13 protein-coding genes are annotated in these 14,877 nt (G+C 61.8%); 7 read left to right on the top strand and 6 right to left on the bottom strand.

What is annotated here, in order from left to right:
• Positions 1 to 77: 77 nt before the first annotated feature.
• The 3 genes from L4G42_RS11520 to L4G42_RS11510 form a co-directional block, all read right to left on the bottom strand.
• Positions 78 to 422 (bottom strand): hypothetical protein, encoded by a 345-nt coding sequence (locus L4G42_RS11520; protein ID WP_237250648.1) that lies wholly within the window; start codon positions 420 to 422, stop codon positions 78 to 80.
• 231 nt (positions 423 to 653) lie between these two features.
• The gene (locus tag L4G42_RS11515; RefSeq protein WP_237250649.1) at positions 654 to 983 is read right to left on the bottom strand and encodes a DUF3509 domain-containing protein; all 330 of its coding nucleotides are present in this window, start codon (positions 981 to 983) and stop codon (positions 654 to 656) included.
• A 538-nt stretch (positions 984 to 1,521) separates the two neighbouring features.
• Positions 1,522 to 1,944, bottom strand: a complete 423-nt coding sequence (locus L4G42_RS11510; RefSeq protein ID WP_065991892.1) for an HPF/RaiA family ribosome-associated protein — start codon at positions 1,942 to 1,944, stop codon at positions 1,522 to 1,524.
• A 294-nt stretch (positions 1,945 to 2,238) separates the two neighbouring features.
• Between L4G42_RS11510 and L4G42_RS11505 the strand changes: the two genes are divergently transcribed.
• From L4G42_RS11505 to L4G42_RS11495, 3 genes are all read left to right on the top strand, one after another.
• Positions 2,239 to 2,844, top strand: coding sequence for an RNA polymerase sigma factor (locus tag L4G42_RS11505; RefSeq protein ID WP_237250650.1), 606 nt, complete (start codon positions 2,239 to 2,241; stop codon positions 2,842 to 2,844).
• Positions 2,841 to 3,836, top strand: a complete 996-nt coding sequence (locus L4G42_RS11500; protein WP_237260816.1) for a FecR family protein — start codon at positions 2,841 to 2,843, stop codon at positions 3,834 to 3,836. Before L4G42_RS11505 ends, L4G42_RS11500 begins: the two co-directional genes overlap by 4 nt.
• 67 nt (positions 3,837 to 3,903) lie before the next feature.
• Positions 3,904 to 6,264: a TonB-dependent siderophore receptor gene (locus L4G42_RS11495; RefSeq protein WP_237259598.1), complete on the top strand. Its 2,361-nt coding sequence runs from the start codon at positions 3,904 to 3,906 to the stop codon at positions 6,262 to 6,264.
• Positions 6,265 to 6,448: 184 nt separating this feature from the next.
• Here the strand turns inward: L4G42_RS11495 and L4G42_RS11490 are convergent, their stop codons facing one another.
• Positions 6,449 to 7,321 (bottom strand): helix-turn-helix domain-containing protein, encoded by an 873-nt coding sequence (locus L4G42_RS11490; protein ID WP_237250653.1) that lies wholly within the window; start codon positions 7,319 to 7,321, stop codon positions 6,449 to 6,451.
• Positions 7,322 to 7,454: 133 nt separating this feature from the next.
• Here L4G42_RS11490 and L4G42_RS11485 point away from each other — a divergent pair, with 133 nt between their 5' ends.
• Complete coding sequence (locus tag L4G42_RS11485) at positions 7,455 to 8,354, top strand: DMT family transporter (protein WP_237250654.1); 900 nt, start codon at positions 7,455 to 7,457, stop codon at positions 8,352 to 8,354.
• 190 nt (positions 8,355 to 8,544) lie between these two features.
• On the opposite strand, the gene L4G42_RS11480 is transcribed toward L4G42_RS11485, so the two are convergent.
• The gene (locus tag L4G42_RS11480; protein ID WP_237259597.1) at positions 8,545 to 9,519 is read right to left on the bottom strand and encodes a 2-hydroxyacid dehydrogenase; all 975 of its coding nucleotides are present in this window, start codon (positions 9,517 to 9,519) and stop codon (positions 8,545 to 8,547) included.
• Positions 9,520 to 9,625: 106 nt separating this feature from the next.
• The gene (locus L4G42_RS11475; protein ID WP_237250656.1) at positions 9,626 to 10,573 is read right to left on the bottom strand and encodes a LysR family transcriptional regulator; all 948 of its coding nucleotides are present in this window, start codon (positions 10,571 to 10,573) and stop codon (positions 9,626 to 9,628) included.
• 181 nt (positions 10,574 to 10,754) lie between these two features.
• On the opposite strand from L4G42_RS11475, the gene L4G42_RS11470 reads away from it, so the two are divergent.
• The 3 genes from L4G42_RS11470 (at position 10,755) to L4G42_RS11460 (ending at position 14,868) form a co-directional block, all read left to right on the top strand.
• Positions 10,755 to 12,266 (top strand): efflux transporter outer membrane subunit, encoded by a 1,512-nt coding sequence (locus tag L4G42_RS11470; protein WP_237250657.1) that lies wholly within the window; start codon positions 10,755 to 10,757, stop codon positions 12,264 to 12,266.
• A 222-nt stretch (positions 12,267 to 12,488) separates the two neighbouring features.
• Positions 12,489 to 14,678, top strand: coding sequence for an FUSC family protein (locus tag L4G42_RS11465; protein ID WP_237259596.1), 2,190 nt, complete (start codon positions 12,489 to 12,491; stop codon positions 14,676 to 14,678).
• A complete protein-coding gene (locus L4G42_RS11460; protein ID WP_237250659.1) occupies positions 14,668 to 14,868 on the top strand; it encodes a DUF1656 domain-containing protein in 201 nt (66 codons plus the stop codon). Before L4G42_RS11465 ends, L4G42_RS11460 begins: the two co-directional genes overlap by 11 nt.
• Positions 14,869 to 14,877: the final 9 nt, after the last annotated feature.

Below are 14,877 nucleotides of genomic sequence, written 5' to 3'. Positions count from 1 at the left end.
CCTTGCCTCAATAAAGCTGCAAGCGATCTCAAAAAAATGCCCCGTCTCAGCGGGGCATTTTCATGTGCAGCGACCCGTCAGTTCACCCACACCCCAACATGGTAATGCCAGCCATCGCCCCGGCTTTCCCAGTACGGATGTTGATAGCGATAGCCCGGCCGTACCGCTTCCCAGTGGCCGTGCTCGGCGACGTATCGGTTGCCGTTCCAGCGCCAGTAGCCGTGGGACCAGACATAGCCCGCGCGCGGAGCGGGTTCTTCTTCGATGACGCGCACCGGCGGCGCTTGCGGGGCGACGACTTCGACGTATTCGGCGCGGGGCGCGGGTCGGTCTACGACTCGCCGCTCGTGCACCACTCTTTCTTCCACGCACCCCGTCGCCAGGGCCAGCGCGCCAATCAGCGCTATGTATCGTAGAGACATATCGTCACCTCAGACTTTTCCAGACTCTGCTGCTCGCCGTGTTTTCTAACGGGGCAGCCGGCTTGCTACAGGTTTGTTGTAACAGGTGCTTTCTGTCTGGGGGCTGAATCGGCGGGACTTACAGGAGAGTTGGCGATCATCGGCGGGGGTAGGGCGCATCAAGAATGATGTCCCGAAGGGGCTGCGCTGGCGAGGCGATAGGTGTCGCCTCACTCCATGCGCATCAAAAAATCAGATGCCAACTGTCAATTGCGGACGGCTGAGGAAGCTGGTTCGGGTGGGCGGTGGCGAGAGTTGCTTGAGGTCGCCGTCGGTCATGGCCGCAAGGATCTTGATGGCGCTGTGGCCCTGTTCGATGGCAATGCCGAACTGGATGCTTTCGATCAAGCGACGCAGACGCTTGGGCGAGTTGCGTTGCTCAGCGCTAAGCAGGCGTTTGGCGACCACGCCTGACTCATTCGACAGTGTCAGCATGATGGTCCCGTCCAGGCCCTGAATACTCAAGTTGACCCGGTAGTCGGGATGGAAAGCGTCGGTGATCAGTTGAAAAGGGTTATCCATGGCCTGTTACCTGTTAACGATCTGCATAAGTTGACTGGGGGTGAATCCCTTTAGTTCTCGAAGCCGATCAACGGTTAATGATTCCTGCCCTGGCCGCTCTCGCTGAAGTCGCGGTGATATCCATAAGTGGTCCGTTGAAACGTCGTCTCATTGAGCGAGTCACTGCGCGCGGAGCCAATAAGTTCGCGGCGTGCAGGTGAGGTGTAAGCTCGACGATACAAAGCTTGCAGGGTTTGGGCCACAAGGGACGAAAGGTGTAAATGCTTCTAATAGCTGGCCCTCGGGGCTCTGAATCGAGAAGCAGGTCATTGTTTCGGCATCCATCTTGTACTGGCGAACTGCTTGGCATATTCCCACTTGGCACCATTTGCGCGCTTCATGCGTTCTTTGTGTGCGTAAGGTCGCAAATGAACTCGCCGCGTATTTATTGCGGCTCTTCATTCGAGCGCTCGGCGCTTGGTGACCGCGCAAAAAAAGGGGCGGGCCCGTTTCCCGGCCCACCCCTCATTAAGCAGTTCAGTGTTTCAAGGCTGCTGCATCAGCCGTGCAATGCTTCATCCTTCTCGAGAAATTCTTCTTCGAGCAACGCATCAGCACTGACGGGCTCGTCATCCAGATCGCTTTCAATCACCGGAGCCGCGCCGCGTTTGTTGCCGCGCAGTTTTCCGAAAAGATGTTCCAGGGCGTGGTCCAGTTTGACCGCTGCGCCATCCACTGCCTGATCGATCGAATCGGCCTTGTGGGTCACGGAAATAGGTTGGTGTCCTTTTGGCCGGGCTTCCATCTGGCAACGGATGTCATGCGGGCCGGGCTTGTCGCCGTTTTCGTCGTTGATGTGGACTTCAACGCGGGTCAGATCCTCTTCGTATCGTTCGAGCGTAGTTTCAACCGTGGTTCGTACCCACTCCTCCAGACGGACGCTGTTTTCGATGTGGTTATCGCTATTGACCTGGATTTGCATAGTTCTTCCCTTACTTTGGCTTGCTCGGGAGAGTCTGGACGAGGTGTTTTTCGTCTGCCCTCATTCACAGTGTTGGCGCCGATCCACGAACAATTCAACCCCTTGGAACCGAGAATATATTTCGCGAATGCGGGAACTCGACCGGCAGGTCCATTTTTACTGGGCTGCGCCTTTTCAGGGTCTAGTTTCAGGTGCTGCAGATTTGTGGCGAGATTCGTCGGACATCTTTTGCGCATGAGAATATTTATCATTAATATCGCGCCTCGCATCCTCCCCTCACCTCGTGCATGAACCATGATCGATCCGCCTCCGTCCTTGAACTCAGCGTGTCAGGACCTCGACCACGAGGCTCCGAAGGCTGCACGCGCGCGGTTTCTGGAGGTGTTTCTGTCCCAGCGTCCGCAAATGGAGGCGCTGGTCAGCCGAAGAGTGGGTTGCCGAGCGACGGCGGCGGACTTGGTGCAGGACCTGTTTCTCAGGTTCTGGCGGCGTCCGCTGGTGCAGGTCGAGGAGCTCAACACGTACCTGCTGCGCTGCGCTGGCAATATCGCCATTGACCATCTGCGCAATGAAAGCACCCGCGCCCGGCTCAGCGACGAGCTGCTGCCTGACGCGCATCGGCCTGAGACTGACGAACCTCAGGCGGCGCTGGAGGCGAGCAATGATCTGCGCCACATCGAAACGGCGTTGCGCGGATTGCCGGCGAAAACCCGGCAGATCTTCCTGCTCAACCGTATCCACGGACGCAAGTACGCCGAAATCGCCAAGGCCATGGGGCTTTCGCAGAGTGCCGTGGAGAAACACATGATGCGCGCCCTGCAGGTCTGCAAGGCGAGCATCAATCGGGACGTCGCTCGGGTTGTGCCCCTTGTCGGGAAATCCGGAGGTGGACGTCGATGAACGCCTTTCCTGATCCGAATGCTCATCCCGATATCGATCCCCACACCATGGCCCTGAGCTGGCTCAGTGTGTTGCACAACCAACCGACTATTGCCGATCAGGCGCGTTTCAGCCGCTGGCTGCACGCCGATCCTGCCCATGCCGAGGCTTACGCTCAGGCTCAGGTGCTGTGGGAACTCAGTGAAGAGCCTGCCGCCACACTGGCCGACGAAGACGCCGCCGCGCTCGACGCCCTGCTGCGGAAAATGGACGCGCCCACGCCGCAAAGGCTGCCGCGCTGGGGAGCGGCGCTGGCGATGGCGGCGTGTCTGGTGCTGACGGTGAGCGTCGGGCTTGGCTGGAATCCGCAGCGCTGGACAGAGGATTTGGGCGCCGATCATGTGTCGGCACCGGGGCAGGTCCGGACAGTGACACTGGCAGACGGGTCGCAGGTGACGATGGACGCCGACAGCGCGATCGCCGTGCATTTTGACGACGGAGAACGGCATGTCGAGTTGCGCCGTGGCGCCGCATTCTTTCAAGTCACCCACACCGGCGAGCCGTTTGTGGTCGATGGCGGACGCGGGGAAACCCGGGTGCTGGGCACGCAGTTCGAAGTACGGTTGCAGCCGGCCGGGGCGCAAGTCACCGTGCTTTCGGGGCGCGTTGGCGTCAAAGCGGCCGCCGATGCCCCGCAGCAGATTTTGACGGCAGGTCAACGGGCCAGTTATGACCGTGAACGCACCGGCGATCCGCAGCCCATCGACAGCGAAAGCCAGTTGGCCTGGCGTCAGGGCTGGCTCAATTACGCCCGCACACCCCTTGCTGACGTTATTAGCGATTTGAACCGCTATTACCCGGGCCGGATCATTTTGCTCAACGATCAGCTGGCCGCGAAGACCGTCAGCGGCAGCTTCCCCAGTCGAGATCCGCAGGCCGTGCTGGCGGCGTTGAAATCCGTCGTTGGTTTTCAACAGTACGAAGCGCTCGGGCGGGTGATTGTGATCCGTTGATCGCAAGCGAGTTGAGGTGTATCGCATTCAAACGGGGTTGGTTGATGTGAGAAGTAGGTTCGGCGTTTTGGTGATAGCGGTCTGGAGCGCGTGCGCTCAGGCAGCCGGGCCGGCCTACGACTTTTCGATCCCGGCCAAACCGCTGTCCCAGGCCCTCAGGGATTTCAGTCGGGTGACAGGGCAGGGCGTGATTTACACCCAGGATGCGCCCTACACCGTCGATGCCCCGGCGTTGATTGGCCCGTTCAGTGCGGAACAGGCGTTAGGCCTGCTGTTGAGCACGTCCGGCCTCACGTTCCGCCGTGCCACCGACGACACCTTCACGCTGGAATCCCGGCCCGCTGAGGGCGCGGTCACCCTTGGCGCGACGCAGATCGATTCCACTCGCAGCGGTGCCTATAGCTATCAGCCGCCTGCCGAGACATCGGTGATGCGCAGCGCGACGCCGCCGCTGGAAAACCCGCAGGCGGTCAGCGTTGTTCCGGCGCAAGCGTTGAGCGATCAGGCGCCGCGCAACCTAGACGATGCGCTGGCAAACGTGAGTGGCGTGACCCAGGGCAACACCCTCGGCAGCACCCAGGACACGCTGATGAAGCGCGGGTTTGGCGACAATCGCGACGGTTCGATCATGCGTGACGGCATGCCGGTGGTGCAGGGTCGCAACCTGAATGCCACGGCCGAGCGCGTCGAAGTTCTCAAGGGACCGGCGTCGCTGCTGTATGGCATTCAGGACCCGGGCGGGGTGATCAACGTGGTCAGCAAGCGCCCGCAGTTGCAGTCGGCCAACGCTCTGACCGCTCGGGGTTCAAGCTACGGCGCAGGCAAAAACGGCAGTGGGGGAACACTTGATAGCACCGGCGCGTTTGGTGGCGCTGGACGGGCGTCGACCGGGCTGGCGTATCGCTTCATTGCCGACCACGAGGATGAAGATTACTGGCGCAATTACGGCGTACATCGTGAATCGCTGATCGCGCCGTCGCTGGCCTGGTATGGCGATGACACCGAAGTGCTGGCGTCCTACGAGCACCGGGAATTTCTCTCGCCGTTTGATCGCGGCACCGCGATTGATCCACGCACCAATCATCCGTTGGATATACCTTCCACCCGACGTCTGGACGAGCCCTTCAACAACATGGAAGGGCGCTCGGATCTGTATCGATTCGAGCTCGACCACACGTTCGACGACACCTGGAAAGGTCACCTCGGTTACAGCTACAACCGCGAGACCTACGACGCCAGTCAGGTGCGCGTGACCGCCGTGGACCCGGCAACCGGCACGCTGACCCGCTCTATCGACGGGACCGGCAACGCCCTGAGCACCGATCGTTTCACCACGCTCACGTTGAGCGGCGACACCTCGCTGGCGGGCTTGCGGCACGAAGTGCTGATCGGCGTCGACGACGAATACCGCAAAGTCGCGCGGGGTGAATTGATCCGCCAGAAAAGCCAAGGCACGTTCAGCTACGTGAATCCGGTGTATGGCCAGGAAGCGGAGGGCACTCAGGTCAGTGCGACGGACAGCCATCAGCTCGACATTCTGCGCACTGACTCGGTGTTTGCTCAGGACTCCGTGCACCTCACAGATCGCTGGATTTTCGTCGCGGGTGCGCGCTACCAAGTGTTCGATCAGCAGGCAGGCAAAGGCTCGCCGTTCACGCGCAACACCGATTTGAACGGGCAAAAGTGGATTCCGCGAGCGGGCGTCGTTTACCGCTACAGCGATGAGCTGTCGGTGTATGGCAGTTACACCGAGGCGTTCAAGCCCAACTCCAGCATCGCTACGCTGGCGGGCGGCACGGTGCTGGATTCCGCAACGTTGCCGGAGGAATCCAGGGCGTGGGAGCTGGGTACCAAGTGGGATCCGGCCGACGGGATCAGTGCGACGCTGGCGCTGTTCGACATCAGAAAGCGCAACGTGCTGGTGGCGAATTTTGACTCGCTGACGGCGAACACGGTGTACACCACCGCAGGTCAAGTGCGCTCCCGGGGTCTGGAACTGGACGTGAGCGGGCAGCTGTCAGAGCGCTGGAGCCTGATTGGCGGTTACGCCTTCACCGATGCCTGGGTGGTTGAAGACCCGACGTTGAAGGGCAACCGCTTGCAGAACGTGCCCCGGCACAGCGGCTCCATCTCTGCGGTGTACGACTTTGGCGCAGTGTTGGGCGCCAGCCGGCTGCGGGCGGGAGCAGGCGCCCATTACGTCGGCGAACGTGCGGGCAATCCCGACAACGACTTTGACCTGCCCGGCTACACCGTCGCCGATGCCTTCGCGACCTATGAAACTCGTCTGGACGGGCAGAAAGTGAAGTTTCAGCTGAACGTGAAAAACCTGTTTGATCGCACCTATTACAGCTCCGCGGTGAGCCGTTATTTCGTGTCGCAGGGGGATTCGCGGCAGGTGGTCATGGCGACGACTCTGGAGTTTTAAGCCGTTACAGGCTGACCCGGTTCTGCCGGTAGACGCTTGATCCCTGTAGGAGTGAGCTTGCTCGCGAAGGCTTTGTTTCCGGCCATGCAGAATCGGTGGGAGTACCGGCCTCTTCGCGGGCAAGCGCGCTCCTACAGTTTTATATGGGGTTGACCAGTTGGTGTTGGTGGCTCTTGAAAAGCATTTACTGAAACGCAGCCCTGTACTCGCCTGCCGTCGCGCCGACTGACTGTTTGAACCGGTTGCTGAAGTGGCTGGCGCTCGCGAAGCCGCATTCCAGGGCAATCTCGCCAAACGGCTTGCGCGTCGAACGCAGCAGTTCTCGTGCGCGGTTGAGGCGCCGGGCGAGCATGTATTGATGAGGCGGCAGGCCGAAGCTTTCGCGGAACATCCGCGCGAAGTGGTATTCCGACAGCGCGCACATTCTTGCCAGTTGCCCGAGGCTTAACGGCTCGGCCAGATTCAGCTCGATGAACTCCACCAACCGACGGCGCAAGTGCGGGGCCAATCCGCCCTTCAAGCGCAATCCTTCGCGCAATCCCACTTGGCGCAGGACCATATGATCGAGCAGCTCATGGGCCAGGCTGCTGGTGAGCATGCGGTCGCCGGGCTCGCTCCAGTCCATGCGGATCAGGCGATGAAAGCGCTCGGCCTGTAGCGGATCATCCAGAAACGTGTGCTCCTGCAACGCCAACTGGCGTGGCTCGCGATCCAGCAGCGTGACGCAATTGAGGGCGAACTGTTCCGGGCTGATGTACAAATGCGCCAGACGGATTTCACCGTTCACCACCCAGGAAGACTGATGGCCGGCTGGCAGCGTGCAGATCTTGTCCGGAGCGCCTTTTCTGTCCGGTTGATCGCGGCGGAATGTCCCGGTGCCGCCGCCGATGTAGCACGACAGGGTGTGGTGCGTCGGCGCGTGGTAGTTCTGCGCGTCATGACGATTGTTCCACAACGCCGCCATCACCCCGTCACCCAAGGGTGCGCACTTCTCCAGCTGCGCGTGGGGCGAGCTGTTCAGGGATTGAAAAACCTGGATGGTTTCGAGTGACGACATGGGGACTCCTCTACGCCTCGCATCCTACTCCGAGCGCTGCCGCCTGCCAGCGGGATGACGATCAAATGCGCAAGTTTCTGCAAGTGAGCGCAGACCCGCGCCGCCAGACTGAGGCTTCACTGGGGAGCCCGACATGAACATCACGTTGTATCTGCTGACCGTTTTGATCTGGGGCACGACCTGGATCGCCTTGAAACTGCAACTGGGCGAAGTCGCTATTCCGGTGTCGATCGTCTACCGCTTTGGACTCGCGGCACTGATCATCTTCGCCCTGTTGCTGGTGACCGGGAAATTGCAGAAGGTCAATCGGCGCGGGCAGCTCATCTGTCTGGCGCAAGGGCTGTGCCTGTTCTGCGTCAACTTCATGTGCTTCTACACCGCCAGCCAGTGGATCCCGACCGGTCTGGTGGCGGTGGTGTTTTCCACTGCGACACTGTGGAACGCGCTCAACGCCCGGATCTTCTTCAAACAGAAAATCGCGCGCAACGTGGTGATGGGCGGCACGTTGGGGCTGATCGGTCTGGCCTGCCTGTTCTGGCCGGAGTTAGTCGGGCACAGCGCCAGTCGCGAGACCTTGATCGGCCTGGCGCTGACCCTGCTCGGCACGCTGTGTTTCTCGGCGGGAAACATGCTTTCCAGCCTGCAACAGAAGGCCGGCCTGCGCCCGCTGACCACCAATGCCTACGGCATGCTGTATGGCGCGACGATGCTGTGCGTGTATTGCGTGCTGAGCGGCACGCCGTTCGCGTTTGAGTGGAACGCGCGGTACATCGGCTCGTTGCTGTACCTGGTGATACCGGGCTCGGTGATTGGATTTACCGCGTATCTCACCCTGGTCGGCCGCATGGGCCCCGAGCGCGCGGCGTATTGCACGGTGCTGTTTCCGGTGGTGGCGTTGAATGTGTCGGCGTTTGTCGAAGGCTACCAATGGACCGCCCCCGCATTGATGGGGCTGGTGCTGGTGATGGCCGGGAACGTGCTGGTGTTCAGGAAACCGAGGGTGGTTGTGCCGGTGGGTGCGAAGTTGGCGTGATGGGCAACAGTGAGGAGCCGGCGATCAGAAAACCTGTGGGAGCCGGCTGATCGTTCCCGCGCTCTGCGTGGGAATGCAGCCTGTGACGCTCCGCGTCACCCTGCCCGAATGGCGCGGAGCGCCGGGAACACCATTCCCACGGGGACCGTGGGAACGATCATGAGGTATCGCGTCCAGTCAAAAGGGCGGCTCAGCCCTTCCATACCTGCGCATTCACCAGGTCCTGCGGCTTCTCGCCCAACAGCGCGGCGCGCAGGTTGGCGTAGGCGCGGTCGGCCATGGCCTGGCGGGTTTCGTCAGTCGCCGAACCGACGTGGGGCAGCGTTACTGCGTTGCTCCGGGCGAACAGCGGCGATTCAGACAACGGCTCTTTTTCGTAGACATCCAGACCGGCGCCGCGAATCGTGCCGTCCTGCAGCGCTTTGATCAGCGCCGGTTCGTCGACGATCGGGCCGCGGGCGATGTTTACCAGGATCGCGCTCTTCTTCATCAGCGACAGCTCGCGGGTGCTGATCAGGTGCTGGGTCTTTTCGCTGAGCGGCACCACCAGGCAGACGAAATCCGACTCGGCCAGCAGCTGATCCAGCGTACGGAATTGCGCGCCCAGTTCCTGCTCGATGGCGGTCTTGCGGCTGTTGCCGCTGTACAGGATCGGCATGTTGAAACCCAGACGACCGCGTCTCGCAACCGCTGCGCCAATGTTGCCCATGCCTACGATGCCCAGGGTCTTGCCGTATACGTCGGTGCCGAAATGCGGCGCCTCGATGCTGCGCTTCCAGTTGCCGGCTTTGGTGTAGGCGTCCAGTTCGGCGACGCGGCGGGCGCTGCTCATGATCAGCGAGAAGCCCAGGTCGGCGGTGCTCTCCGTCAGCACGTCGGGGGTGTTGGTCAGCATGATCCCGCGTTCGGTGAGGTAGCCGACGTCGTAGTTGTCGTAACCGACCGAAATGCTCGACACCACTTGCAGCTGTTTGGCATTCGCCAGTTGCTCACGCCCCAGCTTGCGACCGGCGCCGATCATGCCGTGGCTGTGGGGCAGGGCTTCGTTGAACTGCTCGTTCAGATCACCCTTTTTCGGGTCGGGGATGATCACGTTGAAGTCTTGCTGCAGGCGCTCGGCCATTTCCGGGGGCACGCGGCTGAAGGCAAGGACGGTCTTTTTCATCGGATAGCTTCTCTCGGGCAGGTCAGAAGGGCATTGCGTAGCAAGCTAACATTCTTGCCGAGGGATTGGCAGGGTCGATGGGGACGTCGCCCGTTGTGGCCGAGCGTTAAACCGTCTCCGGCAACACATGGGTCTGCAGGTCCGCTTCGTGGGCCGCCATGATTTCCGGCAGCGAGCCGCGCAGGTACTCGACCCAGGTTTTGATCTTCGCATCCAGGTACTGCCGCGACGGGTAGATCGCGTACAGGTTCAGCTCGTGGGACCGGTACTGCGGCAATACCCGCACCAGCGAGCCATTACGCAGGCCTTCGATGGCCGAGTAGATCGGCAGAATCCCGATGCCCATGCCACTGCTGATCGCCGCCTGCATGGCGTCGGCCGAATTCACCAGAAACGGCGAGCTGGTGATGGTCACGGTTTCCTGGCCTTCGGGGCCGTCGAACGCCCACTTTTCCAGCGGGAACACCGGGCTGACCAGGCGCAGGCAGGCGTGATTGAGCAGGTCAGCCGGCCGGTGCGCCATGCCGAATGCCTTGATGTAAGCGGGCGAGGCGCAAACGATGCTGTAGGTGATGCCCAGTCGCTGGGACACGAAGCCCGAGTCCGGCAGCTCGCTGGCGAGCACGATGGACACGTCGTAACCCTCTTCCAGCAGGTCCGGGACGCGGTTGGTCATGGTCAGGTCGAACGACACGTCCGGGTGATTGCGCCGGTAGCGGGCAATGGCGTCGATGACGTAATGCTGGCCTACGCCGGTCATCGAATGGACTTTCAGCTGCCCCGCCGGGCGCGCATGGGCGTCGCTGGCTTCGGCTTCCGCCTCTTCCACGTAGCCGAGAATCTGTTCGCAGCGCAGCAGGTAACGCTTGCCCGCTTCAGTCAGGGCGATGCGCCGCGTGGTGCGGTTGAGGAGTCGGGTTTGCAGGTGTGCTTCGAGGTTGGAGACAGCGCGCGAAACGTTTGCGGTGGTGGTGTCCAGTTGAGCGGCGGCAGCGGTGAAGCTGCCCGCTTGCGCCACGCAAGTGAAGGCGCGCATGTTTTGCAGAGTGTCCATTGGCCGTTCTCAGGTGAGATAGCAAATTGTGACATGAAGTAACTGATCCATGTCAGCCATACCAAAGGATTATCTCCGGATCCGTAACAAAGATTCGCAGAAGTCCCGGCTTATCGGCGGGCTAGACGCGCCCTAGAATCGCCGCAACATCGATTCCCCCTCCATTCAGGTAATTGCAGCAGTGCCGCGTCGTCTCGTCAGAGGGCTCAAGCCCCTCAGTGTGTGGGCTTTAACGTTACTCATCAGCGGCTGCATCGGAACTGGCGGAATCGCCCCACAAGGCACAGCGTTGTCGCCCGACGCGCTGGCCACCGACGACGCCATCAAGGCGGCCGACAAAGACGCCCACTGGCCGGCCGGTCAGTGGTGGCGCGCCTATGGCGACGAACAACTCAATCGCTGGATCGAACTGGCCGCGCTGGGCAGCCCCAGCCTGGCGATCGCTGCTGCGCGGGTGCGTCAGGCCAAGGCCATGGCGGGCATTGCGGAGTCGGCGGAATCCCTGCACATCTCCGGCGATAGCACGTTGAAACGGCATAACTGGCCGACGGATCAGTTCTACGGCCCGGGTGAGCTGTCGGACACCAGCACGTGGGACAACAACGCTTCGCTGGGCCTGAGTTATTCCCTTGATCTGTGGGGCCAAGAGAGCAATCACTCCGAACAGGCGCTGGACATGGCGCACATGAGCGCAGCGCAGGAGCGTCAGGCGCAGCTGGAATTGCAGGACAACATCGTCCGCGCGTACATCCAGCTGTCGCTCAACTACGCCCAGCGTGACATTGCCGAAGCGACCCTCGCGCAACAGCAGCAGATCGTTGATCTGGCCCAGCGTCGTCTCAAAGGCGGCATTGGTACCCATTTTGAAGTCAGCCAGGCCGAAACTCCGTTGCCTGAAACTCATCGCCAGATAGACGCCCTGGACGAGGCAATTGCCCTGAGCCGCAATCAGATCGCGGCGCTGGCGGGCAAAGGCCCGGGCGAGGGCGCGAGTCTGCAGCGCCCGACGCTTTCGCTGAACGCCGCGTTGAAGTTGCCCTCTGCGCTGCCCGCCGAATTGCTGGGCCAGCGTCCGGATGTGGTCGCCAGTCGCTGGCGAGTGGCGGCGCAAGCACGGGGTATTGATGTGGCCCATGCCGGGTTTTATCCGAACGTCGATCTGATGGGCAGCCTTGGTTACATGGCCACCGGCGGCGGCATGCTGGAATTCCTCGCCGGCAAGAAATTCAACTACAGCGTGGGCCCGGCGATCACCTTGCCGATCTTCGACGGCGGGCGTTTGCGTTCCGAACTGGGCGTGGCGTCAGCGGGCTATGACGAAGCCGTCGCGCAGTACAACCAGACCCTGGTGATGGCGCTGAAGAGTATTTCCGATCAACTGATTCGTCGCGAGTCGATGGACAAACAGCAACAGTTCGCCGATCAATCCGTGGCCGCCGCGCAGAATACCTACGACATCGCGATGGTTGCCTTTCAGCGCGGCCTGACCGATTACCTCAATGTGCTCAACGCGCAGACGCTGTTGTTCCATCAGCAGCAGGTGCAGCAACACGTCCAGGCCGAACGCCTGACGGTGCATGCGGAGTTGGTGGTGGCGCTGGGCGGCGGGTTGATGGCCGGCAACGACTCCCCCGCGCCGGAAAAGACCGCTGCGCCGAAAACGCCGGTGTCGTTGGCGGTGTTTGATCGGTGAGCCAGATGATCTTTCACCGCACGGACGGGCCCCATCGCGGGCAAGCGCGCTCCTACAGTGGAATGTGTTTGTCCGATAACGCGCGATCGGACATCGAGATGGGTGGGCCTGCCGAAACGCGATCCTTTGCCTACGCCGACGGGACTGCCGAAACGCCATCACCTGTGGGAGCGCGCTTGCCCGCGAATGCGTCGGATCAGCCACCACAGGGTTTGAATTAAGATGGTGCGAAATTGGCTCAAGTCCCTCGAATGGCGTCGCGGCCTGAACGATTGGGCACGCAGTGATGGCGTGACGTGGATCTACATCGGCAAGGTGCTGACCGCGGCATTCCTGACGTACTGGATCGCCATGCGCCTGGAGCTGGCGCAACCGCGCACGGCCATGATTACCGTGTTCATCGTCATGCAGCCGCAGAGCGGTCAGGTGTTCGCCAAGAGTTTCTACCGCTTGCTCGGCACGCTCGCCGGCTCCGTGGTGATGGTCACGCTGATGGCACTGTTCGCGCAAAACAGCGAGCTGTTCCTCGGCAGCCTGGCGATCTGGGTCGGCTTCTGCTGCGCCGGCGCCGCGCGCTATCGCAACTTTCGCGCCTACGGTTTCGTGCTGGCCGGCTACACCGCCGCGATGACCGGATTGCCAGCGCTCGCTCACCCGGACACCTCGTTCATGGCGGCCATGTGGCGGGTACTGGAAATCTCCCTCGGCATCGTCTGCTCGACTCTCGTCAGCGCCGCGATCCTGCCGCAAAGCGCTGGCGCGGCGATGCGCAATACCTTGTATCAGCGCTTTGGCACCTTCGCCCAATTCGTCATCAACGGCCTGCGCGGCGAGAGCGATCCGGCGTCGTTCGAAGCCAGCAACGTGCGCTTCATCGCCGATGCCGTGGGGCTCGAAGGCCTGCGCGCCGTCACCGTGTTCGAAGACCCGCACATGCGCCGACGCAATGGCCGGCTGAATCGCCTGAACAGCGAATTCATGACCATCACCACGCGCTTCAACGCCTTGCATCAATTGCTGGAACGCTTGCGTCGGCGCGGTGTGACGCCGGCGGTTCAGGCCATCGACCCCGGCCTGGCTGCGCTGACCCGGTTGCTGGAGCCCTTCGCCGGGCGTGCGCTGACCAACGCCGACGCCGCGCTGCTCGCCAATCGGTTGAGCGTGTACAAGGCCGATTTGCCCGAACACGTGCGCAGTCTGCGTGCCGAGTTCGTCAAGACCGGGCCCAGCGACGACGACCTGCTGGATTTCCACACCGCGTACGAATTGCTGTATCGCTTCGTCGACGACATGCACGACTACGCCCAGACCCACGCATCCCTGGCCGATCACCGCCATGCGCGGGAGAAGTGGGTCGAGCCGTTCGTGTCCACCACCAGTTGGCTGTCTTCGCTGGCATCCGGCGTGCGCGCGACGTTTATTCTCGGGGTCATGTCGGTGTATTGGGTGGCGACGGCCTGGCCGAGCGGTGCGTCGATGACCCTGGTGTCTGCCGCCACAGTGGCGCTTTCCGCGACAACGCCGAACCCGAGGCGCATGTCGTTCCAGATGGCCTGCGGGACGTTCCTGGGGGCGGTGCTGGGGTTTTTCATCACCTTTTTTGTGCTGCCGCGCATCGATGGTTTTCCCCTGCTGTGCATGGTGCTGGCGCCGGTGTTCGTGCTCGGGACGTTCCTGACCACGCGGCCGCAGTGGGTGGGATATGGGCTGGGGCTGCTGATTTTCTTCAGCATCGGCTCGGCGCCGGACAACCTCACGGTCTACAACCCGTATGCCTTCATCAATGACTACATCGCCATGGTCCTTGGCATGCTGCTGTGCGCGGCGGCGGGGGCGATCATTCTGCCGCCGAACAGTCGCTGGTTGTGGGAGCGGCTGGAAGGCAATCTGCGTCAGCAAGTCAGTTTCGCCATCAGCGCGCCGCTGCGCGGGATCCGCTCCAGCTTCGAAAGCCGCACCCGGGACCTCCTGCATCAGGCCTATGGACTGGCCGCCGGCAAACCGGAAGTGCAACGCAACCTGCTGCGCTGGATGTTCGTGGTGCTGGAGATCGGCCACGCGATCATCGAGTTGCGCCGCGAGCAGGACATCCTGCCGGTGCACCCCAGCTACGAATCGCAACCTTGGCGGCAAGCGATTCGCGCCATGGGCCGCTCGCTCATTCGGCTGTTCATCCAGCCTGATCGGCACAACCTGTCGCGCAGCCTGTCGGCCGTGGACCACGCCATCGTCTGTGTGCAGAACACCGACGAGCCCTTTGCGCCGCACTTCGACACCTCGGCGTTGCGCCGGGTGAAAAGCTACCTGCACTTCATCCGCACCTGTCTGTTGGACCCGCAATCGCCGCTGGCGGGCGCTGCGTCGGAGCAGGTGTCTGCGGCCTCGCCGCAAGGACAACCCAATGCCTCGTGAACTCGCTTTCCACGGCGTTTACATACCGACCGTGACCGTCATGTTTCTGGTCGCGATGGTGCTTTCCTGGGCGCTGGACCGCTTCATGTCCGGGCTCGACCTGTACCGTTTTTTCTGGCATCCGGCGCTGCTGCGTCTGAGCCTGTTCAGCTGCATTTTCGGCGCCATGGCGCTCACTGTTTACCGTTGAGGCACGTTG

Origin of the sequence: Pseudomonas petrae, assembly GCF_021728295.1 — a bacterium.
GTDB classification, from domain to species: Bacteria; Pseudomonadota; Gammaproteobacteria; order Pseudomonadales; family Pseudomonadaceae; genus Aquipseudomonas; species Aquipseudomonas petrae.
This window is presented reverse-complemented; position numbering and strand designations above follow the sequence as displayed.

Excerpts from the sequence above, each read along its gene's own strand:
- L4G42_RS11500 (WP_237260816.1), top strand. The coding sequence starts at position 2,841 with ATGAACGCCTTTCCTGATCCGAATGCTCATCCCGATATCGATCCCCAC.
- L4G42_RS11490 (WP_237250653.1), bottom strand. The coding sequence starts at position 7,321 with ATGTCGTCACTCGAAACCATCCAGGTTTTTCAATCCCTGAACAGCTCG.
- L4G42_RS11510 (WP_065991892.1), bottom strand. The coding sequence starts at position 1,944 with ATGCAAATCCAGGTCAATAGCGATAACCACATCGAAAACAGCGTCCGT.
- L4G42_RS11475 (WP_237250656.1), bottom strand. The coding sequence starts at position 10,573 with ATGGACACTCTGCAAAACATGCGCGCCTTCACTTGCGTGGCGCAAGCG.
- L4G42_RS11460 (WP_237250659.1), top strand. The coding sequence starts at position 14,668 with ATGCCTCGTGAACTCGCTTTCCACGGCGTTTACATACCGACCGTGACC.
- L4G42_RS11480 (WP_237259597.1), bottom strand. The coding sequence starts at position 9,519 with ATGAAAAAGACCGTCCTTGCCTTCAGCCGCGTGCCCCCGGAAATGGCC.
- L4G42_RS11515 (WP_237250649.1), bottom strand. The coding sequence starts at position 983 with ATGGATAACCCTTTTCAACTGATCACCGACGCTTTCCATCCCGACTAC.
- L4G42_RS11505 (WP_237250650.1), top strand. The coding sequence starts at position 2,239 with ATGATCGATCCGCCTCCGTCCTTGAACTCAGCGTGTCAGGACCTCGAC.
- L4G42_RS11465 (WP_237259596.1), top strand. The coding sequence starts at position 12,489 with ATGGTGCGAAATTGGCTCAAGTCCCTCGAATGGCGTCGCGGCCTGAAC.
- L4G42_RS11485 (WP_237250654.1), top strand. The coding sequence starts at position 7,455 with ATGAACATCACGTTGTATCTGCTGACCGTTTTGATCTGGGGCACGACC.
- L4G42_RS11520 (WP_237250648.1), bottom strand. The coding sequence starts at position 422 with ATGTCTCTACGATACATAGCGCTGATTGGCGCGCTGGCCCTGGCGACG.